At 69.9% G+C, this 25,086-nt stretch carries 26 protein-coding genes; 12 read left to right on the top strand and 14 right to left on the bottom strand.

Annotation, left to right across the window (positions count from 1 at the left end; translation table 11 throughout):
- Positions 1 to 2: 2 nt before the first annotated feature.
- The 3 genes from FG385_RS02930 to FG385_RS02920 all read right to left on the bottom strand — a co-directional run bounded on the left by FG385_RS02930 (position 3) and on the right by FG385_RS02920 (position 2,909).
- Positions 3 to 1,328 (bottom strand): MFS transporter, encoded by a 1,326-nt coding sequence (locus FG385_RS02930; RefSeq protein WP_139095020.1) that lies wholly within the window; start codon positions 1,326 to 1,328, stop codon positions 3 to 5.
- Between the two features lie 86 nt (positions 1,329 to 1,414).
- Positions 1,415 to 1,924, bottom strand: a complete 510-nt coding sequence (locus FG385_RS02925) for a DUF6596 domain-containing protein (protein WP_200834270.1) — start codon at positions 1,922 to 1,924, stop codon at positions 1,415 to 1,417.
- A 106-nt stretch (positions 1,925 to 2,030) separates the two neighbouring features.
- Positions 2,031 to 2,909: a universal stress protein gene (locus FG385_RS02920; protein ID WP_139095019.1), complete on the bottom strand. Its 879-nt coding sequence runs from the start codon at positions 2,907 to 2,909 to the stop codon at positions 2,031 to 2,033.
- 182 nt (positions 2,910 to 3,091) lie between these two features.
- On the opposite strand from FG385_RS02920, the gene FG385_RS02915 reads away from it, so the two are divergent.
- Positions 3,092 to 3,307 carry a hypothetical protein gene (locus FG385_RS02915; protein WP_139095018.1) on the top strand — a complete coding sequence of 72 codons (216 nt, stop codon included), beginning with the start codon at positions 3,092 to 3,094 and terminating at the stop codon, positions 3,305 to 3,307.
- Between the two features lie 135 nt (positions 3,308 to 3,442).
- On the opposite strand, the gene FG385_RS02910 is transcribed toward FG385_RS02915, so the two are convergent.
- Positions 3,443 to 5,767 carry a transketolase-like TK C-terminal-containing protein gene (locus tag FG385_RS02910; protein WP_139095017.1) on the bottom strand — a complete coding sequence of 775 codons (2,325 nt, stop codon included), beginning with the start codon at positions 5,765 to 5,767 and terminating at the stop codon, positions 3,443 to 3,445.
- Between the two features lie 132 nt (positions 5,768 to 5,899).
- Between FG385_RS02910 and FG385_RS02905 the strand changes: the two genes are divergently transcribed.
- The 4 genes from FG385_RS02905 to FG385_RS02890 all read left to right on the top strand — a co-directional run bounded on the left by FG385_RS02905 (position 5,900) and on the right by FG385_RS02890 (position 8,789).
- Complete coding sequence (locus tag FG385_RS02905; RefSeq protein ID WP_139095016.1) at positions 5,900 to 6,373, top strand: Lrp/AsnC family transcriptional regulator; 474 nt, start codon at positions 5,900 to 5,902, stop codon at positions 6,371 to 6,373.
- Between the two features lie 90 nt (positions 6,374 to 6,463).
- Positions 6,464 to 6,946, top strand: a complete 483-nt coding sequence (locus FG385_RS02900) for a YbaB/EbfC family nucleoid-associated protein (RefSeq protein WP_139095015.1) — start codon at positions 6,464 to 6,466, stop codon at positions 6,944 to 6,946.
- 11 nt (positions 6,947 to 6,957) lie between these two features.
- On the top strand, positions 6,958 to 7,290 hold the full coding sequence (locus tag FG385_RS02895) for a hypothetical protein (protein ID WP_139095014.1): 333 nt from the start codon (positions 6,958 to 6,960) through the stop codon (positions 7,288 to 7,290).
- 5 nt (positions 7,291 to 7,295) lie between these two features.
- Complete coding sequence (locus tag FG385_RS02890; protein ID WP_235022373.1) at positions 7,296 to 8,789, top strand: proline-rich domain-containing protein; 1,494 nt, start codon at positions 7,296 to 7,298, stop codon at positions 8,787 to 8,789.
- 10 nt (positions 8,790 to 8,799) lie between these two features.
- On the opposite strand, the gene FG385_RS02885 is transcribed toward FG385_RS02890, so the two are convergent.
- From FG385_RS02885 to FG385_RS02845, 9 genes are all read right to left on the bottom strand, one after another.
- Positions 8,800 to 10,506, bottom strand: coding sequence for an MFS transporter (locus tag FG385_RS02885; protein ID WP_200834268.1), 1,707 nt, complete (start codon positions 10,504 to 10,506; stop codon positions 8,800 to 8,802).
- Between the two features lie 85 nt (positions 10,507 to 10,591).
- Positions 10,592 to 10,978 (bottom strand): type II toxin-antitoxin system VapC family toxin, encoded by a 387-nt coding sequence (locus FG385_RS02880; RefSeq protein WP_139095013.1) that lies wholly within the window; start codon positions 10,976 to 10,978, stop codon positions 10,592 to 10,594.
- Complete coding sequence (locus FG385_RS02875) at positions 10,962 to 11,210, bottom strand: type II toxin-antitoxin system Phd/YefM family antitoxin (RefSeq protein WP_139095012.1); 249 nt, start codon at positions 11,208 to 11,210, stop codon at positions 10,962 to 10,964. Before FG385_RS02875 ends, FG385_RS02880 begins: the two co-directional genes overlap by 17 nt.
- A gap of 45 nt (positions 11,211 to 11,255) precedes the next feature.
- Positions 11,256 to 12,686, bottom strand: a complete 1,431-nt coding sequence (locus FG385_RS02870) for a UbiD family decarboxylase (protein WP_139095011.1) — start codon at positions 12,684 to 12,686, stop codon at positions 11,256 to 11,258.
- Positions 12,683 to 13,660 (bottom strand): ABC transporter substrate-binding protein, encoded by a 978-nt coding sequence (locus tag FG385_RS02865; RefSeq protein ID WP_139095010.1) that lies wholly within the window; start codon positions 13,658 to 13,660, stop codon positions 12,683 to 12,685. Before FG385_RS02865 ends, FG385_RS02870 begins: the two co-directional genes overlap by 4 nt.
- Complete coding sequence (locus FG385_RS02860; RefSeq protein WP_160148708.1) at positions 13,657 to 14,376, bottom strand: ABC transporter permease; 720 nt, start codon at positions 14,374 to 14,376, stop codon at positions 13,657 to 13,659. The genes FG385_RS02865 and FG385_RS02860 overlap by 4 nt, the downstream gene beginning before the upstream one ends.
- Before the next feature lie 22 nt (positions 14,377 to 14,398).
- Positions 14,399 to 15,280 (bottom strand): ABC transporter ATP-binding protein, encoded by an 882-nt coding sequence (locus tag FG385_RS02855; protein ID WP_139095008.1) that lies wholly within the window; start codon positions 15,278 to 15,280, stop codon positions 14,399 to 14,401.
- Between the two features lie 110 nt (positions 15,281 to 15,390).
- Positions 15,391 to 15,678: a DUF6191 domain-containing protein gene (locus tag FG385_RS02850; RefSeq protein ID WP_139095007.1), complete on the bottom strand. Its 288-nt coding sequence runs from the start codon at positions 15,676 to 15,678 to the stop codon at positions 15,391 to 15,393.
- A 37-nt stretch (positions 15,679 to 15,715) separates the two neighbouring features.
- On the bottom strand, positions 15,716 to 16,612 hold the full coding sequence (locus FG385_RS02845; RefSeq protein WP_139095006.1) for a LysR family transcriptional regulator: 897 nt from the start codon (positions 16,610 to 16,612) through the stop codon (positions 15,716 to 15,718).
- A 100-nt stretch (positions 16,613 to 16,712) separates the two neighbouring features.
- Between FG385_RS02845 and FG385_RS02840 the strand changes: the two genes are divergently transcribed.
- Genes FG385_RS02840 through FG385_RS02815 form a run of 6 tightly spaced genes read left to right on the top strand, consistent with a single transcriptional unit; the run spans position 16,713 to position 23,441 of the window.
- Positions 16,713 to 17,669: an amidohydrolase family protein gene (locus tag FG385_RS02840; RefSeq protein ID WP_139095005.1), complete on the top strand. Its 957-nt coding sequence runs from the start codon at positions 16,713 to 16,715 to the stop codon at positions 17,667 to 17,669.
- Positions 17,666 to 18,439, top strand: coding sequence for an alpha/beta fold hydrolase (locus tag FG385_RS02835; RefSeq protein WP_139095004.1), 774 nt, complete (start codon positions 17,666 to 17,668; stop codon positions 18,437 to 18,439). The genes FG385_RS02840 and FG385_RS02835 overlap by 4 nt, the downstream gene beginning before the upstream one ends.
- Complete coding sequence (locus FG385_RS02830) at positions 18,436 to 19,311, top strand: FAD binding domain-containing protein (RefSeq protein ID WP_139095003.1); 876 nt, start codon at positions 18,436 to 18,438, stop codon at positions 19,309 to 19,311. Before FG385_RS02835 ends, FG385_RS02830 begins: the two co-directional genes overlap by 4 nt.
- On the top strand, positions 19,304 to 19,765 hold the full coding sequence (locus FG385_RS02825) for a (2Fe-2S)-binding protein (RefSeq protein ID WP_139095002.1): 462 nt from the start codon (positions 19,304 to 19,306) through the stop codon (positions 19,763 to 19,765). The genes FG385_RS02830 and FG385_RS02825 overlap by 8 nt, the downstream gene beginning before the upstream one ends.
- A complete protein-coding gene (locus FG385_RS02820; RefSeq protein ID WP_139095001.1) occupies positions 19,762 to 22,068 on the top strand; it encodes a xanthine dehydrogenase family protein molybdopterin-binding subunit in 2,307 nt (768 codons plus the stop codon). The genes FG385_RS02825 and FG385_RS02820 overlap by 4 nt, the downstream gene beginning before the upstream one ends.
- Positions 22,069 to 22,085: 17 nt before the next feature.
- The gene (locus tag FG385_RS02815; RefSeq protein ID WP_139095000.1) at positions 22,086 to 23,441 is read left to right on the top strand and encodes a uracil-xanthine permease family protein; all 1,356 of its coding nucleotides are present in this window, start codon (positions 22,086 to 22,088) and stop codon (positions 23,439 to 23,441) included.
- On the opposite strand, the gene FG385_RS02810 is transcribed toward FG385_RS02815, so the two are convergent.
- Positions 23,425 to 23,919 (bottom strand): EXPERA domain-containing protein, encoded by a 495-nt coding sequence (locus FG385_RS02810; protein ID WP_139094999.1) that lies wholly within the window; start codon positions 23,917 to 23,919, stop codon positions 23,425 to 23,427. The genes FG385_RS02815 and FG385_RS02810 overlap by 17 nt on opposite strands.
- Before the next feature lie 47 nt (positions 23,920 to 23,966).
- On the opposite strand from FG385_RS02810, the gene FG385_RS02805 reads away from it, so the two are divergent.
- Positions 23,967 to 25,082 carry an alpha/beta fold hydrolase gene (locus FG385_RS02805; RefSeq protein ID WP_139094998.1) on the top strand — a complete coding sequence of 372 codons (1,116 nt, stop codon included), beginning with the start codon at positions 23,967 to 23,969 and terminating at the stop codon, positions 25,080 to 25,082.
- The last annotated feature ends 4 nt before the right edge of the window (positions 25,083 to 25,086 follow it).

Here is a 25,086-nt window from a genome sequence, read left to right as displayed (position 1 = left end):
CATCACGGCTGGCCGACCATTCCGGTTCGGGACGTTTTCGTGACCTCGGACCCGGCGGCGGCCCGCCGTGGCATCAGCACCAGCGCGGCCAGCGACACCACGGCGCAGCCGACGATGTACCAGCTGATCCCGGTGCTCGACCCGGTGTGCTGCAGGATGGCCGCGGCGATCAGCGGGGCGGGACCACCGGCGATCACCGACGCGAGCTGGTACCCGATCCCCGCGCCGCTGTAGCGGACGTTGGTGCCGAAGCTTTCGGCGATCATCGCGGCCTGAGGCCCGTACTGCACGTCGTGCACGATCAGCGAGACGACGATGGCCACCAGCACCAGCCCGGCCGAACCGGTGTCGAGGAGGCCGAAGTACGGGAAGGCGTACAGGCCCGTGCACACGATGCCCACGCCGTAGACGAGCCGGCGGCCGAACCGGTCGGACAGGTGCCCGAACAGCGGCACGCTGATCAGCCCGATCCCGGCGGCGACCATGGTGTCGGTGAGGAGCTGGGTCCGGGGGAGCGACAGTGCCTTCGTGCCGTAGGTGAGCACGAACGTGATGAACAGGTAGAACGGTGCCTGCTCGGACAGCCGCACGAGGGCGGAGGTGAGGATCTCCCTGGGGTGGTGGCGAATCACCGCGAGCACGGGCCGCCGTTCGAGGCCCGCGGTGCGTTTCACCTCGGCGAAGTCCGGGCTTTCGGCGACCTTCAGCCGCACCCACAGCCCGATCCCGATCAGCACCGCGCTGAGCAGGAACGGAATCCGCCAGCCCCACGTCTCGAACCCGTCGCCGCTGAGCGCGGTGCACGCGGAGACCACGGCCGTCGACAGCAGCAGGCCGAGCGGTACACCGAGTTGCGGCAGGCTCGCGAGGAAACCGCGCCGGCGCGCGCTGCCCCATTCCATGGACATCAGCACCGAGCCGCCCCATTCCCCGCCGACGCCGATACCCTGCACGACTCGCAGCAAGGTCAGCAGGATCGGCGCGGCCGGGCCGATGAGCGAGTAACCGGGCAGCACCCCGACGAGGACCGTGGCGATACCCATCAGCAGCAGCGTCGTGACGAGCGTGGCCTTGCGCCCGACCCGGTCGCCGTAGTGGCCGAAGATCGCCGCACCGACCGGCCGCGCCGCGAAGCCGACGAACAGCGTCGCGAACGATTCGAGCACCCCCGCGCTCGCCGAACCGGTGGGGAAGAACAGCTTGGGGAACACGAGCGCGGCGATCGTGCCGTACAGGAAGAAGTCGTACCACTCGATCGTCGTGCCGACCGTACTGGCGACGACGGCCCTGCGGCGGTCCGTGCGGGCAGCATCCGAGGTTCGCGGCATCTCGCCTCCATTGGCTCATCCACTAGTCCACTAGCTCAGTGGGCCAGAACACTGCCTTGCGATCCCCGGCGATGTCAAGAGGCGGTTCACCGCGCCCGCATCTTGCCCTCCAGGTAGCGGCGTTCCGGGATGCTCGCCGTCGCCCGCGCGGCGCGTCGGTAGTACTCGCGTGCTTCCTCGACGTCCCCGGCCATCTCCAGCAGATGGGCCCGCGTGGCGTCCAGCCGGTGGTGCCGTGCCAGGGTCACTGTGTCCAGCACGGCGAGCCCCGCACGCGGCCCGTCCACCATCGCGACGGCGACCGCGCGGTTGAGGGTCACCATCGGATTCGGCGCGACACGCTCCAGGATCTGGTACAGCACAAGGATCTGCGGCCAGTCGGTGTCCACCATGGACGGTGCTTCCGCGTGCACCGCGGCGATCGCGGCCTGCAGCTGGTAGGGCCCCAGCTCCGAGCGCGCGAGCGAATCCGAAACGAGCGCGACGCCCTCCTCGATCGAGGCCGCGTCCCACCGGCCGCGGTCCTGCTCGGCCAGCGGGATCAGCTCCCCGCCCTCTCCCGTCCGCGCGGGGCGCCGGGCGTCGGTCAGCAACATCAGCGGTGACGCTGCCCGAACCCGCGATCGTCACCGGCGCGCGCACCGATCTCAACCACCACCGGCGCCGCGGCCGCGCGGTCGTTCGTGCACTGTCCACAACGGACTAGCGAGCCGGCGGCCTGATCACCAGCACCGGGCTCTGCGCGTGGTGCACGAGCGCGTGGCCGACCGACCCCAAGGCGAGACCGTCGAACCCGCCGCGGCCCCGGTGGCCGATGACGAGAAGCTGCGCCCGCCGGCTCCATTCGAGCAGCACGTGCCGCGGCCGGTCGCGCACGGCGAGGCGGTTCAGCGCCACCTCGGGGTACTTCTCCTGCCACGGCACGAGGCTCTCGCCCAGCACGCGGCGTTCGGCCTCCTCGATCGGCTCCCAGCCGAGGTAGCGCCGCGACTCGGGCAACAGGCCGGCGAAATCGGCATCGCTCCAGGCGTGCACCGCGATCAGCGGCACCTCGCGGTTCGCGGCCTCCTCGAACGCGGCGGCGATCACCGCCTCCGACAGCGGGCCGCCGTCGAGGCCCGCGACCACCGGTCCGCGTCGCCGTTCACCGCTTCCCCGCACCACCGCGACCGGGCAGCCGGAGTGTGCCGCGAGCTTCGCGGGCAGCGAACCGGCCAGGACCCCGGGCAACGCGCCCAGCCCGGTCGGGCCGACAACCAGCATCGACGCGGTCCCGGACTCCGCGAGCAGCGCCTCGAACGCCGGGCGCATCGGGACGACGGTGGTCACGACAAGCCCGGGCGCCGCCATCGCGGCTTCCGCGGCCACTTGCTCCACCAGCCGCTTCGCCGCGTCCCGCGCGTGCACCGCCACTCGCGCGGCCCCGGGCGCGCGCACGGTAACCGGCGCCACAGCGTGCACGATCCGCACCGGGGCCGAGCGCCGCACGGCCGCCTCCGCGGCCCAGCGCACCGCCCGCATCGCCGCCCCCGATCCGTCCACGCCCACCACGATCGGCCCGCCGGCCGCTGCCTGAGCCATGGTCGCCCGCCTTCCGGATCCTCCCCCACGATGACGGTAGGAGAGGCGCCGCTCCCGGCGCCGCTGGCATTCGGCCCCGGGAGCGGGGGACTTTCGGCCCTGCCCGCCGTACCGGCAGGTAACGACCGGGCGCCCATGGCGATAGTCCCTGCACAACCCCCAAACGGCCGAGGTGATGCGTCGTGCACGTCGAATCCGGCGCCACGGGCGCACGCTACCGCCGCTGGTGGCTGCTGTGCGCGCTGCTCTTCGCCGTCACCGCCGGGATCCAGGTCTACCTCGCGGTCACCGCGACCGTGTGGTGGGCGTGGGCCGCGGCGGCGTTCTTCCTGGTGATCGCGCTCGCCTGCGGATACGCGATGCTCGCCGACGTCACCCGACACCAGAAGGACCCGTGATGGTGCAGGTGATCCTGACAGGCAGCGATCCGGCGGCCGAGGCGCGGCACGGAAACTACGGCCGTCGCCGCTGACCCCGCGCCGGTAGGACCGTCGCGTTTGGACATGCGCTGACGACCTTCAGGCACCGGGCCGTTACCGCAGATCCCCCGCGTCGAGCGCGGCCCGCACGATGCTGTCCGTGTCGATGCCGTGGTAGCGGTAGACGTCCTCGATCGAACCCGACTGGCCGAACCGGGTCACCCCGAGCGCGATCTGCGGCACCCGGTTGACGGTCCCCAGGAACGCGAGCGTATGCGGATGGCCGTCGAGCACCGTGACCAGCGGGGTCGCCCTGGCCGCCGGGAACACCTGGTCGAGAATCCAGCTGGGCGCGTCCGCCCGGCCGTGCCGGGCCGCGATCGCGTCGAACAGCAGCCCCGGGCTCGTCACGCACACCACGTCCGCCGGCATTCCCAACGCCTCCAGCCGCTCGGCCGCGGCCAGCGCCTCCGGCACCAGCGCGCCCATCGCCGCGATGGTCACCTTCGGCTTTTCCGTGCGCCGCAGGGGATACGCGCCCGCGACGGCCTGCTCCCGCCGCCGCTGCCTCGCCGCGGGATCGGCCGGGACGGCGGCCAGGGTCTGGTCGACCGGGCGGGTGGACAGCCGCAGGTACGCCGAACCGCCGTCCGGCCTGCCGAGCCGCGCGAGGCTCGCCAGCAACGTCCACTCGACGTCGATCGCGAACGCGGGTTCATAGCTCACGCAGCCGGGCTGTTCGAGGCCCAGCGACGGGGTCGTGATCGACTGGTGCGCACCGCCTTCCGGGGCGAGCGTCACCCCCGACGGCGTACCGACCACAATGGACTGACCACCGGCGTAGATCCCGAACGACCACGGTTCCAGCGCCCGCTCGATGAACGGGTCGTAGAGCACGCCGATCGGCAGCAGCGGCTGCCCCCAGCGGCTCCAGGTCGCGCCGAGCTCACCGAGCAGCCCGACCAGGTTCGTCTCCGCGATGCCGAGTTCGATGTGCTGCCCGGTCGGTTTCTCCCGCCAGTGCAGGATGGTTTCGGCGTCGTCGGCGAACCAGTCGACGCGCTCGCGGACCGACCACACGCCGACCTTGTTCACCCAGCCGCCGAGGTTCGTGGTGGAGCTGACGTCGGGGCTCACGGTGACCACGCGCCTGGCCGCCTCCGGCGCTTCGCGGGTCAGGTCCAGCAGGACGCGGCCGAGGGCGGCCTGGCTGGTCGTGGTGCCGGTGGGCGTGCGGCCGATGTCGACCGGCAACGCGGGCGGCTCGGTGGCGGGATATCCGGGACGGCGCAGCCGGATCGCGGTTTCGGTGCACAGGCTCGCGGCGGGGCCCTCGCTGAAGCGGCGCCACGGCCTCTCGGCGTCCTCGCCCAGTTCAGCCGCGAGCGTGCGCCACTGCTCGCCGGTCAGCAGCGAGGAGTGATTCTGGGGATGACCCTGCGTCGGCAGGCCGCGGCCCTTGATGGTGTAGGCGAAGATGACGGTCGGCCTGGTGTCCTCGATGGACTCGAGAGCGCCGTCGAGCGCGGCGAGATCGTGGCCGCCGAGGTTGCGGAGCGCGGCCAGCAGCGTCTCGTCGTCCACATCGGACAGAAGACGCCCGACCCCGGCATCTGCGCCCGGTAACCGGTCGCGCAGCTCAGCGGCGTCACAGCGCAGGAGCCGCTGGTACTCGGGGTTGGGCATGTCGTCGATGCGCGCCCGCAGCGCCGCCCCGCCGGGCCGCGCGAACAGCTCCTCCAGCAGGTGCCCGTACTTGAGCGTGAGCACCTGCCAGCCGGCCGCGGCGAACATGCTCTGCAGGCGCCCCGCGGCGATGTCCGGCACGACCCGGTCCAGCGACTGGCGGTTGAGGTCGACGATCCAGACCAGCTCGCCCAGTTCGGCCACGCCCGGATCGAGGATCGCCTCCCACACCGCGCCCTCGTCCAGTTCGGCGTCACCGAGCAGCGAGTACTGGCGCCCGGTGCCCGCGCCGCCGACGGCGTTCTCGACGTAGCGTCGCGCGACGGCGCCCCAGATCGGCGCCGTCGCGCCGATCCCGACCGAACCCGTCGAATAGTCGACCGGATCGGGATCCTTGGCACGGCTGGGATAGCTCTGCAGCCCGCCGAACTCCCGCAGCGTGGTCAGGTACCGCTCGTCCAGCTCGCCGAGCAGGTAGTTGATCGCGTGCAGCACGGGCGAGGCATGCGGTTTGACCGAAACCCGGTCCTGCGGGCGCAGGTGCCGGAACCACAGTGAGGTCATGATCGACACCAGCGACGCGCTCGACGCCTGGTGACCGCCCACCTTGAGCCCGGAGTGGTTGGGCCGGACCCGGTTCGCGTGCTGGATGATCGAAGTCGACAGCCACAGCACGCGCCGCTCGATCTCCCGCAGCACGTCGAACCGGCCGGCTTCGCCCTCCCACGGGCGCGCCGGGAGCACGCTGGTCATCTCACTACCTCGCCTGTCTGAGCAGAATCTCCAAACATGACAGCACCTTGGGGCGTGCTGCACAATGCGGGGACAATCAGCTAAGCAAAATGCCCAGAAACCACGGGACTCGGACGGACGAAAGCGAGCATCATGCCCAACCCTGACCGCACCGACGCCACCGACGCCCGGCTCCTGCTCGCGCTGAGCGAGGACCCGCGGGCAACGACGATCGCGCTCGCCGAACGGACGGGAATTTCCCGCAATACCGTGCAAAGCAGGCTCGCCCGGCTCGAAGAGCGGCTCGACTCGTTCGAGCGGCGGGTGCCGCCGAAACTGCTCGGGTACCCGCTGACCGCGTTCGTCACGACGCAGGTGCGGCAGCGCCTGCTCGACGAGGTCGCCGCCGCGCTCGCGGACATCCCCGAGGTGCTCCAGGTCCAGGGCATCAGCGGGCCGACCGATCTGCTCGTGCACGTGGTGGCCGCCGACGCCGACGACCTCTACCGGATCGCGGGGCAGATCCTCGCGATCGACGGCGTGGAGCGGACCAGCACGGCGCTCGTGATGCGCGAACTGGTCGACTACCGGATCAGCCCGCTGCTACGGCGGAGAGCCGAGCGGTGACAGCTGGTGTTCAACTCGGTGTCCCCGGGAGTTCAGGCGTGCCTGATCTACTTTGTCACACTCTGACTTCTCCTTGTGACAAGGGAAAAATTGACTCAGTTCGCAGGCAACGGCGGCGACCCGCTCGCCGCGTTCGACGCCCGGCTCCAGCAGATCAAGGCCAGGGCCGAAGAAGCCCAGGAAAGACTCCGCACCGCTTCGGCGACCGTGCGCGCCCCGGACGGGGCTGTTTCCGTCACCGTCAACGCAAGCGGTGTCCTGCAAGGAATCACGTTCACGCCCGCGGCCTACCGGCGGCCTCCGGAAGCCCTTTCCGAGCTCGTGATGGGGCTCGTCGCCACCGCGCGGAAACAGGTCTCCGCCGAGGTTTCCGGCGCGTTCGGCGATCTCGTCGGCGAGGGCTCCCCTGCCATGGAGGTGCTGCGGGAGTTCCTGCCCGTAAGTGCTGAGGACGAAGACGAGGAAGGCACGCCCCCTCCCCCGCCGGCCCCGCCCCGCCAGCAGCAGCGACCGCCCGGCCGGCCGTCCCGGCCCGCGGAAGACGACGAGGACGAGGACAACAATCCCTGGTAGGAGCGAAAACCGTGGCAGGAGACGGCTTCAAGGTCGATCCCGCGGAGCTGCACAAGTTCGGGGACTACCTCTCCCGGACCACCGCGCCGGCCGTACAGCAGTCCGCGAGCGGGGTGCACGCGGCCAACGGCTTCGACGACCAGGCGTTCGGCGTCATCCTCGCGCAGATCCTCGCGATACCGGCGCGAATCGCGCTGGCCGCGGTCGCGGGCAACGTCGACAAGGCGTCGCAGGACATCACGCAGGTCGCCGAGAGCACCGTCAAGGCCGCCGAGGCCTACCGGAACCAGGACGAGGCCGCGTTGTCCGGACTGGGTGACTTCGCCAAGGAGCTGGGGCAGTGAGTGTAATGGAGCCGATCACGTCGTCGAGTTCGACGACCGGCGCCGGGGCGATCGACAGCTGGCATCAGGTGGCGATCTCGGCCGACGAGATCAAGAACGCGCACGGCGCCGACGCGGCCGCGATCGGCGTCGAGCTCGGCATCAACGTCGCCAGCGCGGTGCTTGACACCGTCGCGTTGGCACTCGATCCCCTCGCCAAGCTGATCGCCGCGGGACTGGGCTGGCTGATCGAGCACGTCTCGTTCCTCAAGGAGCCACTCGATCAGCTCGCCGGGGACCCGGCGGAGGTCAACAAGCTCGCCGAGGAGCTGCACAAGATCGCCGAAGACCTCCGCAACGCCGCCAGGGACATGGATTCCGCGCTGCAGGCGCAGATCACCCAGTGGCGGGGCGAAGGCTACGACAGCTTCAAGTCCCGGATGGACGGTCACCGCGGGCAAATCGACGAGGCGGGCCACTCGGTCGACATCGCCGGCTACGTGGTCAAGACCACTGGTGCCCTGATCGCCGCGGTGCGCTCGCTCATCCGCGACGTCATCACCACGGTCCTCGGTGACATCATCGCCACCATGCTGGTCGCGCTCGCGATGGCGGCCATCACGTTCGGCGCGTCGGTCGTGGCCGGGGTGACCAAATGCGTGGTGACGGCTACGGTGCAGGCCGCCGCGATAGCCGCCAAAGTGGCCAAGGTGACCGCGTTCGCGAGCCGGACCGCCAAGCGGCTGGGGGATCTGTCGAAACTGGGCAAGGGCACCGCGCCGCGGCCGGGCAGCTCGCACGAGATGACCCTGGTGCCACCGCACACCGGCTCGGGCACGCCGGTGCACGACGGGCCCACGCTCAACACACCGCACGACAGCACGCCTGGCACGCCGCACGACGAGACACCGCCAGGCACGTCGCACGAGGACACGCCCAGCACCCCGCACGAGGACAACGAGCCGTTCGACACCTGGTTGGCGGCCGATCAGCACTTCAACGGCCCGCACGACAGCAGGCCGCCTACGCCACACGACGAGACGCCCCCGCCGTCCCCGCACGACGAGACGACGCCCAGCGGCAACACCCCGCACGACCAGACGCCGCCGTCCCCGCACGAGCAGAACCCGCCCGCCGGCGGCACGCAGCAGCGGCCCCCGGCCCCGCAGTCCCTGTTGCGGCCGCAGGACATCAAGCTGCTGAAGAAGCACGAGGACTGGCTGAAGAAGTTCACGGACAGGAACGGCAAGCCGTACCTGGAGAAGGTCAAGTTCTTCGACGACTGGGTCAAGAAGAACGCGCCGGACAGCTACCCGCTCGTGAAGGCCATGTCGGACCTCAAGAGCAGCAAGAACTGGGCCGGCTGGGCAGGCAAGGACATCGTGCAGGTGGACCGGCAGCTCACCGACATCCAGACGCAGGCCGAAGCCGCCTGGCAGCAGTCGGACGAGCAGTGGCGCGCCGGGCACCCGGATCCCGCCGCCGGGAGCCGGCAACCGCCCGCCGAGCAGCAGGCCTGACGGGCGGGGCTCAGGACGCTTTGCCCGAGGACAGCACCGGGGTCTCGAGCTCCGCCACGTACCGGCTGCCGCGGAAGGCGCTCGCTCCCGCGGCGATCAGGCAGGCGGCGATGGCGAAGCCGAACGCGATGTGCAGCCCCGCCTGGAACGGACCGGAGATCAGCTGCGGGAAGAACGAATGCCCGGTCAGCGCGGCCGCGTCCGCGGGCGGGAGCTGGGCGATCACGGTGTTCCCCAGCAGGTGCTGCATCGGGTTGTAGCCGAGGAACGCCGCGAACAGCACCGAGACCGGCGGGCTGGTGGCCAGCGCCGCGGTCGCCGCGGGCGGCACATGGTGGGCGGTCAGCGCCTGGGTGAGCGCCGTGGGCAGGGTCGCGGCGAGACCGGCGATCATCAGCGAGAAGAAGATCCCGATCGAGAACACCTGTGCCGAGTTCTGGAAGGTCGAGTTCATCCCGCCACCGGCGCCGCGGTGGTTCGCCGGCAGGCTGTTCATCACCGCCGCCCGGTTCGGCGACGCGAAACAGCCCATCGCGAGCCCGTTCAGCAGCAGGATCGCCGCGAATGCCGGGTACGGGAAGTCGATCGGCAGCAGTTCCAGCAGCACGAACGTCAGCGCCGCGGCGAGCATGCCCGCGGTCGCGAACGGCCGCGCCCCGAAGCGGTCGGACAGATACCCCGAAACCGGCCCCGCCACGAGGAAACCGATCGTCAGCGGCAGCATGTAGATACCCGCCCACAGGGGTGTCGACTCGAAGCTGTACCCGTGCAGCGGCAACCAGATCCCCTGCAGCCAGATGATCATGATGAACATCAGCCCGCCGCGGCCGAGCGCGGACAGGAACGTCGACAGCGTGCCGAACGTGAAGGCGCGGATCTTGAACAACGGCAACCGGAACATCGGGAACTTCACCCGGGTTTCGATGACGCCGAACGCGGCCAGCAGCGCGACCCCGCCCACCAGGCAGCCGAGGACGACCGGGCTGGTCCAGCCCATCGTGTGCGCGCCGTAGGGCTGGATGACGTGGGTGATCCCGATCATCACCAGGATCAGCCCGAGTGCGAACGTGACGTTGCCGAGCCAGTCGATCGGTTCGCCCGAGCGGCGGGACAGATCGTGCAGCCGCAGGTACGCCCACACCGCGCCGAAAACCCCGCAGGGCACGGAGATGAGGAACACCAGCCGCCAGCTGATCGGCGCGAGCAGCCCGCCCAGCACGAGCCCGATGAACGTGCCGCTGATCCCGGCGACGTTGTTGATGCCGAGCGCGAGCCCGCGCTGGTGCGCGGGGAACGCGTCGGTGAGGATGGCGCCCGAGTTGCCGACCAGGAAGGCGCCACCGACCCCCTGCACGATCCGCCACACGACCAGCCAGATCGCACCGGGATGCCCGGTCATCCAGTCGATGGTCAGCACGAGCGAGGCGAACGTGTAGATGACGAACCCGAGGTTGTACATGCGCACGCGGCCGTACAGATCCCCCAGCCTGCCGACGCTGACCACCAGCACGCTGCTGGTCACGAGGTAGCCGACGATCATCCAGAGCAGGTAGAAGCTGTTCTCCGGCAGCAGTGGATCGAGCTGGATCCCGCGGAAGATATCGGGCATCGCGATCAGCATGATCGACGAGTCGATCGTCGCGAGCAGGACGCCGATCGTCGTGTTGGTCAACGCCACCCATTTGTACCGCTCACCACGCACGCCCGCCCCGCCCACACGGCCTCCGTTCCTTAGCCTAAGCAACAATATGACCAGGGAAGGTGCCGGGCAAGCCCGTCAGGCGCGTGGGCAGGGCAAAGGGCTATGCCGTGGCATCGATGATGAAGCCGCGATCCAGCGCGATCAGGACCTTGTCGGCGGTGAGTAAGCGCAGGCCGGCCCGTTCGGCTTGCGCCACGATCAACCGGTTGAACGGGTCGTGCCGAGTCAGTTCCCGGAACGAGCGCAGCGCTTCGGCGTGTTCGGCGGTGATGTTCAGCAGGGTCAGGCCCTGCCGCGTGATCCGGTCGGCCAGGTTGTCCGGCACGGTCAGCTTGCCCAGCATCGCTTTGACGGTGAGCTCCCAGACGGTTGCCGCCGAGACGTGGACCTGGGTGGCATCGGCGATCAGCGCCCTCGCGCGCGTACTGAGCCGGGGGTTGTCGTCAAGGACCCAGAGCGCGACCTGACTGTCAAGAAGCAGCATCATCCCGCCCGTAGAACATCTCCTGAATGTCCGGGTCCACGCCGGCGAACGCATCGTCGTCGTAGGCGAGTTCACCTTTGAGACCGCCGAACCGCACCGGGGCCGCCTGGTGCGGGACAAGGTCGGCGACGGGTTTGCCCGCCTTCGAAATCACGACGTGCTCGCCTGCCGCTACCTGCTCCAGCAGACGCGACAAGTGGGTCTTCGCCTCGTGAATGTTGACGTTGACGGTCACCGCGCAAGTCTATCAACTAGACTAAGCTAAGTCCAGTCCGGCCGGTTACCCGAGGATCTCGGGCCAGCGCCGGGTCACCGCGGCGACGAGGTCGTCGCTGGACTCGGCCACCTCCGGGAAGTCGCCGAGCAGTTCGAACGGGCGGCAGGCGTCGATGACCGCGCGGCTGTTGAACGCGAGCGCGCCCGGCTGGGTCAGCGGGTCGACGCGGCTGCCCCAGGTCCGTTTCATGATCTCGATGTCCTGCCCCGGATCGCACCGCCCGCACATCGCCCAGACGACCTCGTCGAGGTCGCGGGGGTTGACGTCGGAGTCGACCACCACCGTGAACCTGTTCATGTACGCGGAGTTCGGGAACTGCGCGGCCAGGTACGCCGCCTGGCGGGCGTGCCCCGGATAGCGCTGGTCGATCGAGACGATCAGCAGGGAACGCCCACCGCCGGCCTCGTGCGCCCACACCCCGCGCAGCCCGGGCAGGCCCGCCTTGCGCAGCCCGTCGGTGATGATCGCGGACTTCATCACCGTGCGCATATACGAGTAGTCGTGCGGCGGCTTTCCGGGCGGCGCGCCGAGCAGAATCGGATTCTCGCGGTGGTACACGCGTTCGATGTCGATCGTCAGGATCGGCTCCCGTGAACCCGAGTAGTAGCCGGTCCACTCCCCGAACGGGCCTTCAGGCCGCGTGTCCTCCGGCCGTACCCAGCCTTCGATGGCGAGTTCGGCGTCATGGGGCAGCGGCAGGCCGGTTACCCGCCCCGCGACGGTCCGGACCGGTTCGCCGAACATGGCGCCGATGTAGTCGTACTCGGGCACATCCGCGGGCACCTCGACCCCGGCCGCGACCAGGAAGGCCGGATGGTGCCCGAGCGAGGCCGCGATCGGCGCGCGGCCCTCGGCCTCGAACCACCGGCGCAGATGCTGGGCACCGTGCTTGCCCGCTTCGATGTTCACGCTCGCCGACGCGCCCTCGTCCTGGACCTGCATGCGGTACGCGCCAAGGTTGATCCGCCCGGTGTCGTAGTCTCGCGTGACGACCGCGCAACCGGTGCCGATGTAACGCCCGCCGTCGCCTTCGTGCCAGCGCGGCACGGGAAACGCGAGCAGGTTCACCTCCGGCTTGCTGACCACAGTGGACAGTAGCGGCCCGTCGGGCACCTCCCGCGCGGCGAACTCGCCGGCTCGCGTGGCCCATTCGCCCGGCTTCACCGCCAGCGCTTCCATCAGCGAATCGTCGGTGCAGTCCCAGCCGAGCCCGAGCACCGAGCCGAGCAGCCGCGGGTTGCTGACGCTGCCCGACAGCACTCGCGGCCCCTGCCCGTAGTCCTTGATCGCGTCGAACAGCAGCGCCTTCGGGGCCGGGCGCCGGTAGTTGACCTGGGACAGCGCGCCGATCTCGAGATGCCACGAGGCGCCGTCGATCCGCTGCAGCTCACCGGCTTCCGACGCCTGCCGCAGCCACTGCCGCAGATCCGTCACGGAGTCGCCGCCAGGGTGTTGTCGATGTACTTCGAGACGTCCGCGGGTGGTGTGCTGCCCGCCTTCTGCGCGGCTTCGGTGAACGCCTGCTTGATCAGGTTCGCGTCCACGACCGGGGTCTGCGCCCACACCCGGACGAAGAAGTCGTAGGCGTACTTGGCCAGGCTGTCGGAGTCCACCCCGGTGTGCTTCTTGATCGCGGTCTCGGTTTCCCGCTCGTGCGAGCGGAGATACTGCAGGGAATCCGCCTCCGCGGCGTAGAAGCGTTTGAGCACCTCGCGGTTGTTCTGCAGGTAACGCGACTGCACCGTGTAGGCGCCCAGCGGGAAGTCGAGATTGGACAGTTCGGCGAGCCGGACGGCGCCCTTCTCCCGGCTCTGCGTCCCGTTCGGCGGCTGGGTGAGGATCGCCGACACCGCACCGCTTTCCAGCGCCGAGACCTCAGCGGGCACGCTCTTGACGAACACCGCGGTGACGTCGCTTCGCTGGAGCCCGTTGGCCCGCAGCAGGTCGGTGAGCCCGTAGTCGCTCTCCGAACCGGGCGAGGTGATCGCGACCTTCTTGCCCTTGAGATCCTTGACCGACTTGTTCTCCGGGCTCGCCCACATTTCCAGGTTGTAGTGCGGCTCGGACATCGCGACGTACTTCAGGTCCGCGCCCTTCAGGATCGCGGACGCGCTGTCCCCCGCGACCCCGACCCCGATCTGCACGCTGTTGCTGGACAGGCCCGCGACGAGCTGCGAGCTGTCGTGAAGCTGCACCAGCTCGACTTTGAGCCCGTGCTTGGCGAAGATGCCGTCGTCGGCCGCGACATACAGGTCCGAGTACCCCGCGCCGGGCGCGGTGTAGCCGATCTTGACCGGGAGCAGCCCGTTCGAGTCGGCGGACACCTTGCCGCCGGCGCCCGAACAAGCCGCGAGCGACAGGGAAACTCCCGCCGCCAGCACCATGGCCGCTGCTTTCTTCCAGTTCATCGCGCACCTGCCCAGTGGGTGAAGCGCCGCTCGATCAGCCGCACGACCCAGTTGAGCAGCAGCGCGAACGCGGCGAGAAGGACGATCCCGGCCATCGCCGAGTCCATGTCGAAGTTCGAGGTCTTGGTCTGCACGAAATAGCCGAGCCCCTGGCTGGCGAGGAAGAGTTCGGCGACGATGGCGCCGACGAGCGCGCGCCCGACGGCGAGGCGGATGCCGGCGAGGATGTAGGGCAGGGTCGCGGGGAGCGCGACGGTGTAGAAGAACTTGAGCCTCGGCGTGCAGAACACCGTCGCCACACGCAGGTAGTCACGGTCGAGGTTCCGCACGCCCGCGGTGATGTTGATGACCAGCGGCAGGATGCCGGCCCAGATGATGATCAGCACGCGCGAGGTGTTGTTGATCCCGAACCAGAAGATGATGACCGGCAGGAACATCACGTACGGCACCGAGTAGAGCACGTTGATGATCGGCTCGGTCATGTCGTGCAGGATCCGGCTGCGGCCGAGCACGAGACCGATCGGGATACCGGCGGCGAACGTGATCACCAGGCCCCACAGCAGTTCGTAGGCCGTGGCGCCGAGCGCCGGGAAGATCTCGCCGCTGCCGAACAGTTTCGCCTCGGCGGTGGCGATGCGCAGCGGGTCGCTGGAGAAGCTGGCATCGACGAGGCCGATGTTCGCGGCGATCTGCCAGCAGACGAGCACGATCACCACGCCGGCGATGCCGAGCAGGAGGCTACTGCGCCGGCGCGCCCAACCCGGCAGCGCCGAGCGAGTTCGCGGAGCCGTCGTGAGGGGCGGGGCTGACGTCGTCGTCATCGTTCCTCGCTTGGTTTCGGGTGGGGTGGAGGGCGTCGAGGATCTTGTCGCCGTAGGCCAGGAACTCGGCGCTGCGGCGCCAGGCGGCGTCACGCGGGCGCGGGGCGTCGATGCTCACCTCGAGTGCGATATGGGCCGGGGACGGGGAGAACACGAGCACGCGATCCGCGAGCAGGACCGCTTCGTTGACGTCGTGTGTCACGAACAGCGCGGTCTTGCCGTTGCCCACGCCGTCGGCCTGCCAGATCCGCAGCAGCTCGTCCTGCAGGTTCTCGCGGGTCTGGGCGTCCAGCGCGCCGAACGGCTCGTCGAGCAGGAGCAGGGCCGGGTCGGTGGCGAGCGCGCGGGCCAGGTTGACGCGCTGGCGCATGCCGCCGGACAGCTCGTGCGGGTACTTGCCGGCGGCGTGGGCGAGCCCGGCCGTCTCGAGCAACCGCTCCGCGCGTGCCCGGGCGGCGTCGTCGAGCCGGCCCTGGACCTGCGGACCGAATTGGACGTTCGCCAGCACCGTGCGCCAGGGGAACAGCGACGCGTGCTGGAAGACCAGGGACCGCTCGGGTCCCGGACCGTCGATGGGGCGCCCGTGCAGCTCCAGCGCCCCGCCCGCGACGGGCACCAGCCCGGCGACGGCTTCGAGGAACGTGGTCTTGCCGCAGCCACTGGGTCCGACGATGACGACGAACTCGTGTTCGGCCACGGTGAGGTCGAGGTTTTCGCACGCCAGGGTGAATCCTCCGCGGCGGGCCTGGTGACCCAGCCGCAGCCGGCGCGCCTCCAGGCAGATGTCAGGTGCAGGCATCGGTGCCTCCCGTCGTGACTCGCGCCTCGACGCTAGGCACTGCCCGGCGGGCCGGGAAGCGGGCATTACTGTCGGCGCCGGTTAGGAGGGCTAACAGCGCCGGCCGCGCGCTACGGCCCGTCCGGCCGGTTCAGCCGGGCGACGCCGCGGTTCAGATCGACGCCGTGGTCCGGCGGCGCGCCCTGGGCGTCCTCGTCGCGCATCATCGACATCGACTCGCGGTGGTCGAGTTCCATCCGCTTGGTGCCGTAGAACATCGCGGTGAACTCGTTGACGTACGTCGTGGCCAGCGGGGTCTTCCGCTTCCTGCGGTGCCGGTGGCGCAGCGTCTCGTAGACCGCGGTAGCCACCAGTAGGAGGACCCCGCCAGGGAGGCTCCACTCGAACACCGTCGCCATGCCTGTCCCAACGGTCAGCCGCGCGGCACGGTTCCGGTCACCCCGTCGCGACCTTCCGCAGCACTTCGAGCATCTGCTCGGCCCCTTCGTGCCGGGTGGCGGCGCGGAGCCGGACGGCCGCGATCCGGCGGCACGGCGCGTTGCCCGCGATCGGCACCGCGACCACGTCCGCTCGCTGCGCGACCAGCGCCAGCCGCGGCGCGGCGCTCACCCCGATCCCGGCCGCGACGAGTCCCTGGGCCGACAGGTAGTCCTCGGTGACGAACCCGATCTGCGGTTCGAACCCGGCCAGCCGGCACATCGTCGTGAAGGCCTCGTCGTAGGGCGGGTTGTGCCCGCGGATCACCCAGTTCTCCCCCGCGAACTCCAGCAGGTCCACTTCGGACTCCCGGGCGAGCGGATGGTCCGCCGGCAGGAGCACGAACAGCGGGTCGTCGGCCAGCCGGAGCCATTCGATGTCCGGCGGCACCGTGCGCGGCAGGAAGTCGTAGTCCCACACCAGCCCGAGATGGATCGCGCCTTCGCGCAGCACGGACGGTATGTCGGCGGCATGCGCCGAGTGCAGCGTCACCTTCGTCTCGGGGTAACGGCTCTGGTACTCGCGCAGCACGCGCGGGATCAGATCCGCGGCGGCCGTGGGGAACGCGCCGAGGCGGACGCTCGCGTGCCGGGCCTTGAGGTCGATGAGCTCCTGCTCGATGCTCGCGATCGTGCCCAGCAGCCCCGTGCTGCGCTCGGCGAGCAGCTTTCCGGACTCGGTCAGCTCGACCCCGCGTGGGCCGCGGATCACCAGCGGCACCCCGAGCTGCCGTTCCAGCAAGGCCATCTGCTGCGACACCGCCGAATGCGTCATGTACAGCGCCTCGGCCGCGGCGGTGAACGAGCCCCGCTCCGCCACCGCGGCGAAGATCTGCAGCCGCCGTATCTCGAGCATCCGCCGAGAATAGAGCAAGGCGGGCGCTGTTAGCCCTGCTAACCGCGCCCGCCAGTAAAGCGCGCTGGTCGCCTCGCCAGCCGCTGCCTAGCGTCGAGGCGTGATCCACGGTGAAGTGATCGACGCGCACGCCCATATCGTGCCCCTGCCGTTGCTGCGCGAACTGCCCGGGGCGCGCCGGACCGAGCAGGGCTGGGTGGTCACGATGCCCGGCACCGGCGACACCCGCCCGATCCGGCCGCGCATGACCGAACCGGGGCCGCGCCGCGCGTGGCTCGCCGAGCACGGGATCGCGCGGCAGGTGCTGTCCCCGTGGATGGACATCCAGACGGACGGGACCCGCGACTGGGTGCGCAGGCTCAATGACGCCATGTGCTCGGCCGCGGCGGAACTGGACACGGTCGCGCTGGCCAGCGTGGACACCGCGGACGGCGAGCAGGCCGCGGCCGATCTGGAGAAGGCCTGGGCGCAGCCCGAACTCGCCGGGCTGATCCTGAACACCAACCCCGGCGGCACCCCGCTGCACGATCCGTCGTTCGATCCACTGTGGACTGTCGCGGAACGCGAGCGGATCCCGGTCGTGCTGCACCCGCCGACCTGCGGGCCGTCGAACGCGCTGCCGACGCTGGGCTCGATGGGCAACGTGCACGGCCGCCTCGTCGACAACACCCTCGCCGTCACCGAACTGATCCTGCACGGCCTCCTCGATCGCCACCCTCGCCTGCGGCTGCTGCTCGTGCACGGCGGCGGATTCCTGCCGTACCAGGCCTCGCGGCTCGACGGCGGGTACCGCACCAGGGAAAGCTTCGCGGTCGAACTCGAACGCGGCCGCCCGTCCGCCTACCTGCCGGACTTCTACTACGACACCGTGGCGATGTCGGCGCCCGCCATCTCCTTCCTCGCCGGGCTCGCCGGTTCCGAGCGCGTGCTGCTCGGCAGCGACTACCCGTTCGCCCTCGGCGACCCGGAGCCCGTCCTCACGGTCGAGACCACCGGGCTCGACCCGGCCCCGATCCTGCACGACAACGCAGCGGCGATGTTCTGGAGGAACTCGTGAACCGCACCCACGCCGGAACCCTTTCCCTGCTGCGCGGCGGCTCCGGCGCGCCGTTCGTGCTGCTGCACCCGCTCGCGCTCGCCGGGGAACTGTGGCGGCCGCTGGCCGCGCGGCTCGACCGGTTCGACGTGCTCACCGTGGACCTGCGCGGCCACGGCGAAAGCGAGTGGGACGGCGAGCCGTTCTCCATCGAGGACATGGCGGCCGATCTCGCCGGCACCCTCGACGTGCTGGGCCTGGACGAGATCTCGCTGCTGGGCATGTCCATGGGCGGGAGCGTCGCGATGACCTTCGCGGGAAAGTACCCGGACCGCGTGCGTTCGCTCGTGCTCGCCGACACCACCGCCTGGTACGGCGAAAACGCGGCCACGGCCTGGGCCGAGCGGGCCGGGAAGGCCGCCGAAACCGCACGCCCCGACCAGTTGCCCTTCCAGCTCGACCGGTGGTTCTCCCCCGGGTTCCGCGAATCCGGTCCGGACGAGGTGGATCGCGTTTGCGAGATCTTCCTCCACACCGACTCCCGTGTGCACGCCGCCGCGTCGGTCGCGATGGGCGCTCTCGACGCCCGGCCGCTGCTGCCTTCGATCAGCGCGAACACCCTCGTCCTCGCCGGTGAGCACGACTACGCCACCCCGCCGTCGATGGCTGGGGACCTGGCGAACGCGATTCCCGGGGCCACGCTGGAGATCCTGCCCGGCCTGAGGCACCTGTCGCTCGTCGAACGGCCCGGACTGGTCACCATGATCCGTCGTTTCCTGGAGAACGTATGAAACCCGGCCGGTTCACCTACCACGCCCCGCGGAGCCTCGACGAGGCGCTCGCGCTGCTGGCCGAGCACGGGGACGAGTCGAAGATCCTCGCCGGCGGGCAAAGCCTCATGCCACTGCTGAACTTCCGGCTCGCCCAGATCGGGCACCTCGTCGACATCAACCGGATCGGCGAGGAGTTCGGCACCATCGGCGAAGGGGACACGATCCGGCTGCCCGCGCTCGTCCGGCAGCGGCAGGCCGAACGCTCGGCGGCGCTGGCCGAAGCACTGCCGCTGCTCGGGCAGGCGCTGCGGCAGGTCGCCCACCCGCAGGTCCGCAACCGCGGCACGCTGTGCGGGAGCCTGGCCCATGCGGATCCGGCGGCCGAACTGCCCACCGTGATGTCCGTTTTGGACACCACGTTCACCATCGCCTCGGCACGCGGGATACGCACGGTCGAGGTCGCGGACTTCTTCCAGTTCCACCTCACCACCGCGCTGGAACCGGACGAACTGCTCCTCGACGTGAGGATCCGCCGCCCGGCGCCGGGCACCGTCACGGTGTTCCACGAGTTCGCCACCCGCCGCGGCGATTTCGCCCTCGCGGCGATCGCCGCCGCCGTCCGGTTCGAGGGCGACCGGGTGGCCGGATGCCGCATCGCCGCCGCCGGGGTCGCGCCGACGCCGCGGCGGCTTACCGACGTCGAGGCGCTCGTCACGGGTTCAAGCCTCGACACCGCCGTCCTCGCCGAAGCCCGCACCGCCGCCCGCGAATCGGTCGAACCCACCGGCGACATCCACGCCGGCTCCGCCTACCGCAAGCGGCTGACCGGGGTGCTGGTGCACCGCGCCCTCGCCGACGCCCGAGCCCAGCAGGAGGCCGCGCATGCCTGAGATTTCCCTGACCGTCAACGGAACCGCTTACACCGAAGAGGTCGACGACCGCTTGACGCTGGCCGACTTCCTGCGTGAGCGCCTGCGGCTGACCGGCACGCATCTCGGCTGCGAGCACGGCGTGTGCGGGGCGTGCACGGTGATCGTCGACGGCGCGGCCGTGCGGGCGTGCCTGATGCTGGCCGCACAGGCCGACGGGGCCGAGGTCGAAACCGTGGAAAGCCTCGCGAGCGAGGGTGCGCTCAACCCGCTGCAGGAGGCGTTCAAGAAGAACTACGCGCTCCAATGTGGATTCTGCACGCCCGGTTTCCTGATGAGCGTCACCGCCGCGCTGCGCGAGGGCCCGATCACCGACGCCGCACAGGCCCGGGATGTGTTGAGCGGCAACATCTGCCGCTGCACGGGTTACGCGGGTCTCGTGCAGGCGGTGCTTGATGCGGGGGCGGCCAAATGATCGGCGAAGGCGTCACGCGGCGCGAGGACGATCGGCTGCTCACCGGCAAGGGCCGTTATCTCGACGACCTCGAACTGACCGGTGCCCTGCACGCGGCGTTCCTGCGTTCACCGCACGCCCACGCCCGGATCCTCGGCGTGGACGCCTCGGCCGCCCGCCAGGCGCCCGGCGTGGTGGCCGTGTTCAGCGGCGCCGATCTCCCCGAGATCCAGAAACCCTTGGCGCCCAAGGTGATGCATCCCAAGCTGAAGGACCTCCCCCGGCTGCCGATGCCTCCCGAGGAGGTGCACTACGTCGGCGAACCGGTCGCGGTCGTCGTCGCCGAGTCCCGCTACCTCGCCGAGGACGCGCTGGAACTGATCGAGGTCGACTACGAGATCCTGCCCGCGGTCGCGTCCACCGCGGCGGCGCTGGCCAAGGACGCGCTCGCGCATTCCGGGGCCGAGGACAACCTCGCCGTCACCCTCGTCCAGCGTTCGGGCAACACCGACGAAGCGCTGAAGTCGGCGCCCCATACGCTTTCCGGCGAGTTCTTCGTGACACGCGGCGGCGGGCATTCGATGGAGCCACGCGCGGTCGCCGCCCGGTTCGAACCGGCGACCGGGCAGGTCACGATCTGGGACACGACCCAGTCACCGCACTATGCGCGGCAACAGCTTTCGCTGATCTACGAGATGGCCGAGGACGACATCCGAGTGATCGCGCCGGCAGACGTCGGCGGCGGGTTCGGGCCCAAAGCACAGTTCTACGGCGAAGAAGTCGTGGTGCCCTGGATCGCGATCAAACTCGGCCGCACCGTGAAATGGGTCGAGGACCGGCAGGAGAACTTCGTCGCCACGATGATGGAGCGCTCGCAGACCCACCGGATCGACGTCGGCTTCGACGGAGACGGGAAGCTGCTGGCCGTACGCGACCGCATCGAACACGACCAGGGCGCGTACTGCGCGGGCCTGCAGGTGCCGTCGATCACCACCAGCACCGTGCCGGGACCGTACCGGATCCCGAACATCCACACCGAACTGTACGCGTGCTACACGAACATGGTGCCGACCTCGTCGGTGCGCGGCGCCGGCCGGCCGCAGGCGGTGTTCGCGATGGAACGGATGATGGACCGCGTCGCCGAATACCTCGGCCTCGACCCGGCCGAGGTACGCCGCCGCAATCTGGTTCAGGCCGACGAGTTCCCGTACCGCGTCGGGATCATGTTCCGCGACGGCAGCCCGCTCACCTACGACAGCGGCGATTTCCCCGCGTTGCTGGAAGGAACCCTCGACCGCCTCGGTTACGAGCAGGCGCGTGCGATGCAGGAGCGTGCGCGCGCCGAAGGCCGCTACGTCGGCATCGGCATCGCCGTGTATGTCGAGGGCTGCGGTCTCGGACCGTACGAGGGCGCGAAAGTGCGGCTCACCAACGAGGGCAAGCTGCTTGTGACACTCGCCGCGGCCCCGCAGGGCCAGGGATACGAGACGGTGTACGCCCAGATCGCCGCGGAAGCGCTCGGCATCGACATGGCCTACGTCGAGGTCGTCACCGGCGACACCAGCCGGATCCCGTTCGGGCAGGGCACTTTCGCCTCCCGCATCACCGCGACGGCCGGGCCCGCGGTGTTCGACGCGGCGCTGCAGATGCGCGAACGGCTCGCCGACACGGCAGCACAGCTACTCGGCTGCGACCCGGCGGACGTCGTCTTCGACGGCGACCGCGCGACGCTGGACGGCGACCCCGAGAAGTCGATGTCGCTTTTGGACATCGCGCGGGTGGCGAACATCGGCAAGCACGGCATCACGCTGCCCGCGGGCATCAAACCGGGCATCGAGACGGTCAGCTACTTCGCGCCCGAACGCGCCGCGTACGCCAGCGGTGCGCACGCCGCCGTCGTCGAGGTGGACCCGGAAACCGGCGCGATGGACGTGCTGGACTACGTGATCGGGCACGACTGCGGCAACGTCATCAACCCGCGCCTCGTCGACGGGCAGGTGCTCGGCGGTTTCGCGCACGGCATCGGCAACGCCATGTACGAAGAGCCGTTCTACGACGACGAGGGCCAGCCGCAGGCAGCGTCCTATCTGGACTACGCGCTCGTCTCGTCGACAGAGGTACCGCCAGTCGAACTGTTCCACCTGCACACCCCGAGCCCGCTGAACCCGTTGGGCGCCAAGGGAGCCGGGGAAGGCGGCACGATCCCCGCCCCGGCCGCGATCGCCAACGCGGTCGAGGACGCGCTGCGGCCGTTGCGCGCCCGGATCGACCGCGCACCCGTGACCCCGCCGAGAGTCTCCGACGCGGTGGCCGACGCCCGCTGAACCCACTGGAGCCGACGATGACTGCCACCACCTCCGCCACCAAGTCCGAGGTCACCGGCGTCTTCGACGTCGGCATCGACGAACGGGTCCCGATCCCGACGGCGGTGGGGCTCGGGGTGCAGAACATCCTCGGGATGGCCGGGCTGCTCATCTTCCCGGCGCTGATCGGTTCCGCGTTCCACCTGCCCGCGCAGGACACCGCCTACCTGTACGGGATCACGTTCATGACCTCGGGCCTCGTGGTGATCCTGCAGTCGGTGTTCCTGCTGCGCCTGCCCATCGTGCAGGGCCCGTACGCGGGTGCCCTCGCCGCGCTGCTCGCGGTCGGGCACGAGGCCGGGCTCGGCACCGCGTTCGGCTCGATGGTCGTCGCCGGCGCGGTCTGGTGCGTGCTCGCGCTGCCGATCAGGCGGTTCAGCCTCATCGGGCGCCTCGGGAAGTTCGTGCGTGACCCGGTCATCCCCGGCGTCATCGTGCTGATCCTGGCCACCCAGCTCACCAGCACCGCGCTGCCCAACTGGCTCGGCACGCCGGGCCGCCCCGGCTTCCCCGGGATGAACCTCGGCGCGGGCGCGATCGCGGGCGTGCTGGTGCTCGTGCTGACGCTGCTGCCCCGGCGCAAACGGTGGAGCAGGACGCTCCGCCGCGGCGCCGTGCTGGTCGCGATCGTCGCCGGCACCCTCGTGTTCGCCGTGTTCGAGCCCACCACGTTCGGCGAAATCGGCCGGCACGCGACGATCACCGTGCCGAGACCGTTCCCGTTCGGTTTCGGGGTACGCGGTGAACTGGTGGTGATCTTCTTCATCACCCTGCTGCCCGCGGTCGCGGAAAGCATCGCCACCTACGACATCGTGGCCGGCTGGGGCGGGCAGGAGCTCACCCCGTACCGAGTCTCGCAGGGCGTGTTCGGCGAAGTGGTGGGCAGCACCATCGGCGCCGCGTTCGGTGGTCTGTCCACTTTGGCCTACCCGGACAACATCGGCCTGCTGCGCACGACCCGCGTCGGCTCTCGCTACGTCACGCTCGCGACCGGGGTGATCCTGCTGGTGCTCGGCGGTCTCGGACCGTTCGACCGGCTGTTGCAGGCCGTCCCGCTGCCGGTGCTCGCGGCCGCCGGCACGGTGCTGTTCGGTGTCCTGTTCGCCAGCGCCGTCGAGGTGCTCTCGCACGCCGAGTGGCATCAGGAGAACATCATGCTCGCCGGGATCCCGTTCATCACGGCGATCGGCGGCTTGTTCATCCCCGCGGCCACGCTCAAGGCGATGCCGCTGACCGTGCAGCTCGTGCTCGGCCAGCCGCTGATCCTCGGCACCCTCCTGCTCGTGGCGCTCAAAACCGCTTTCCGCCTGCGCCGGATCAGAACCGCCGGGTGAACGGCGCCGGTTTGCGCATGCGGACGAGCAGCACCAGCGGCACGAGCACATACGGGGAGTTGAACGCCAGGAACTTCGCCGGGTTCGGGGTGCGCCACTGCGGTTCGCCGAAGAACTCGACGCCGAACACCACGATCCCGGTGAGCGTGACGATCATCGTCGCGTAGATCACCGCCGGGAGCTGGATCCAGTTGCGGCCGGTGATCAGCGCGTATACGAAGACCACGTAGAACGGCATGTACCCGAACGCGGACAACCCGGTCACGATCCGCATCCACGTCGGCGGATCCATGAACAGCGGGTCGGTGTCGTGCGCGTACCAGTAGTTCGAGTTCACGAAGAAGTTCGACGACGGATGCGAGAAGTCGACGCCGACCGTGGGCAGCAGATCGCTGATGAGCGAGGTCACCGTGAACGCCGCGAACGCGATCGCGAAGAACACGTCGACCCCGCGCCGGAGCAGCGGCAGATTGTCCATGGGAGCCGATCTTAGGATTCTCGTGCCGGGGACGAAGGTCCTGGCCGGTGGCATCGTTCTCCCTGCCGCACCCGCGCGGCGACCGCCGACCGTGGGGGAACCGACATGGGGACGAACAGTGCGCACCATGGACCCGCGTCGCGCTGCTGTCCGTGGGCGGCGCCGTCCCGGCGGTCGCGGCCGGCTGGTACGTGTGGAACAACCTGACCTACTCCGACCGTGAGAAGGAGGCGGTGGCCGAGGCCGGGTTCATCCAGAAGCAGGCCACGATCGCCGGTTCCGAGCTCAACTACGCCGAGGGCCCGGACACCGGAGCGGCGCTGCTGCTCATCCACGGTCAGGTGATGGACTGGCGCGGCTGGAACCGCGTGCTGCCGGAGCTGTCCCGCCGGCACCACGTGTTCGCGGTCGACTGCTACGGCCACGGCCGATCCGCCCGCGTGCCGGAGAAGTACCGCGCCACGGCACTGGCCGCCGACCTGCGGGAGTTCCTGACCCAGGTGGTGGGCGGGCCAGCGATCGTCGCCGGCCACTCCTCTGGCGGGCTGATCGCGGCGAGTCTGGCCGCCGACGCACCCGCCCTCGTGTCGAGAGTCGTCCTGGAAGATCCGCCGTTTTTCTCCTCGGTGCTGCCACGCGCGGAGAAGACCTTCAACGACGTCGACCTCGCCACCCCGGCCCACGAGTACCTCCACAGCGGCGAGCGGGACTTCACGGCCTACTACCTCCAGCATGGCAAGATGCTGGACTCCTTCGGGGAGAAGATCAGAAAGAGCGCTCTGTCCTACCGGCGGAAACATCCCGGCAAACCGGTCGAGCTGTGCTACCTGCCGCCCGCCTTCAACGAGTTGTTCCGCGCCATGGACTGTTACGATCCCCGGTTCGGCGACGCCTTCTACGACAACAGCTTCCACCGGGACTTCGACCACGCCGCGGTGCTGTCGCGGATCACCGTCCCGGCCCTGCTGATCCACACCAACTGGAGCTACGACGCCGACGGCATCCTGCTGGCCGCGATGAGCGGGGAGGACGCCGAGCGGGCCCGCTCGCTCCTGCGCGACGTCGAGTTCCACAAGGTCGGCAGCGGGCACAACTTCCATTTCGAAGACCCGCGCCGGTTCACCCGGCTCGTCCTGGCCTTCACGAAGCGCGTACCGGAGTAGCCTC

The sequence above is a fragment of the Amycolatopsis alkalitolerans genome, assembly GCF_006152065.1.
Taxonomy (GTDB): domain Bacteria; phylum Actinomycetota; class Actinomycetes; order Mycobacteriales; family Pseudonocardiaceae; genus Amycolatopsis_E; species Amycolatopsis_E alkalitolerans.
Note: the sequence above shows the minus strand (reverse complement) of the source record. Positions and strands in the feature narration are given on the sequence as shown.

What these genes read in the sequence shown, in the direction of transcription:
- FG385_RS02865 (WP_139095010.1), bottom strand. Translation starts at nt 13,660, where the DNA reads ATGAACTGGAAGAAAGCAGCGGCCATGGTGCTGGCGGCGGGAGTTTCC.
- FG385_RS02910 (WP_139095017.1), bottom strand. Translation starts at nt 5,767, where the DNA reads ATGACCAGCGTGCTCCCGGCGCGCCCGTGGGAGGGCGAAGCCGGCCGG.
- FG385_RS02850 (WP_139095007.1), bottom strand. Translation starts at nt 15,678, where the DNA reads ATGGCGACGGTGTTCGAGTGGAGCCTCCCTGGCGGGGTCCTCCTACTG.
- FG385_RS02825 (WP_139095002.1), top strand. Translation starts at nt 19,304, where the DNA reads ATGCCTGAGATTTCCCTGACCGTCAACGGAACCGCTTACACCGAAGAG.
- FG385_RS02880 (WP_139095013.1), bottom strand. Translation starts at nt 10,978, where the DNA reads ATGATGCTGCTTCTTGACAGTCAGGTCGCGCTCTGGGTCCTTGACGAC.
- FG385_RS02830 (WP_139095003.1), top strand. Translation starts at nt 18,436, where the DNA reads ATGAAACCCGGCCGGTTCACCTACCACGCCCCGCGGAGCCTCGACGAG.
- FG385_RS02810 (WP_139094999.1), bottom strand. Translation starts at nt 23,919, where the DNA reads ATGGACAATCTGCCGCTGCTCCGGCGCGGGGTCGACGTGTTCTTCGCG.
- FG385_RS02855 (WP_139095008.1), bottom strand. Translation starts at nt 15,280, where the DNA reads ATGCCTGCACCTGACATCTGCCTGGAGGCGCGCCGGCTGCGGCTGGGT.
- FG385_RS02905 (WP_139095016.1), top strand. Translation starts at nt 5,900, where the DNA reads ATGCCCAACCCTGACCGCACCGACGCCACCGACGCCCGGCTCCTGCTC.
- FG385_RS02815 (WP_139095000.1), top strand. Translation starts at nt 22,086, where the DNA reads ATGACTGCCACCACCTCCGCCACCAAGTCCGAGGTCACCGGCGTCTTC.
- FG385_RS02845 (WP_139095006.1), bottom strand. Translation starts at nt 16,612, where the DNA reads ATGCTCGAGATACGGCGGCTGCAGATCTTCGCCGCGGTGGCGGAGCGG.
- FG385_RS02820 (WP_139095001.1), top strand. Translation starts at nt 19,762, where the DNA reads ATGATCGGCGAAGGCGTCACGCGGCGCGAGGACGATCGGCTGCTCACC.
- FG385_RS02890 (WP_235022373.1), top strand. Translation starts at nt 7,296, where the DNA reads ATGGAGCCGATCACGTCGTCGAGTTCGACGACCGGCGCCGGGGCGATC.
- FG385_RS02930 (WP_139095020.1), bottom strand. Translation starts at nt 1,328, where the DNA reads ATGCCGCGAACCTCGGATGCTGCCCGCACGGACCGCCGCAGGGCCGTC.
- FG385_RS02925 (WP_200834270.1), bottom strand. Translation starts at nt 1,924, where the DNA reads ATGTTGCTGACCGACGCCCGGCGCCCCGCGCGGACGGGAGAGGGCGGG.
- FG385_RS02920 (WP_139095019.1), bottom strand. Translation starts at nt 2,909, where the DNA reads ATGGCTCAGGCAGCGGCCGGCGGGCCGATCGTGGTGGGCGTGGACGGA.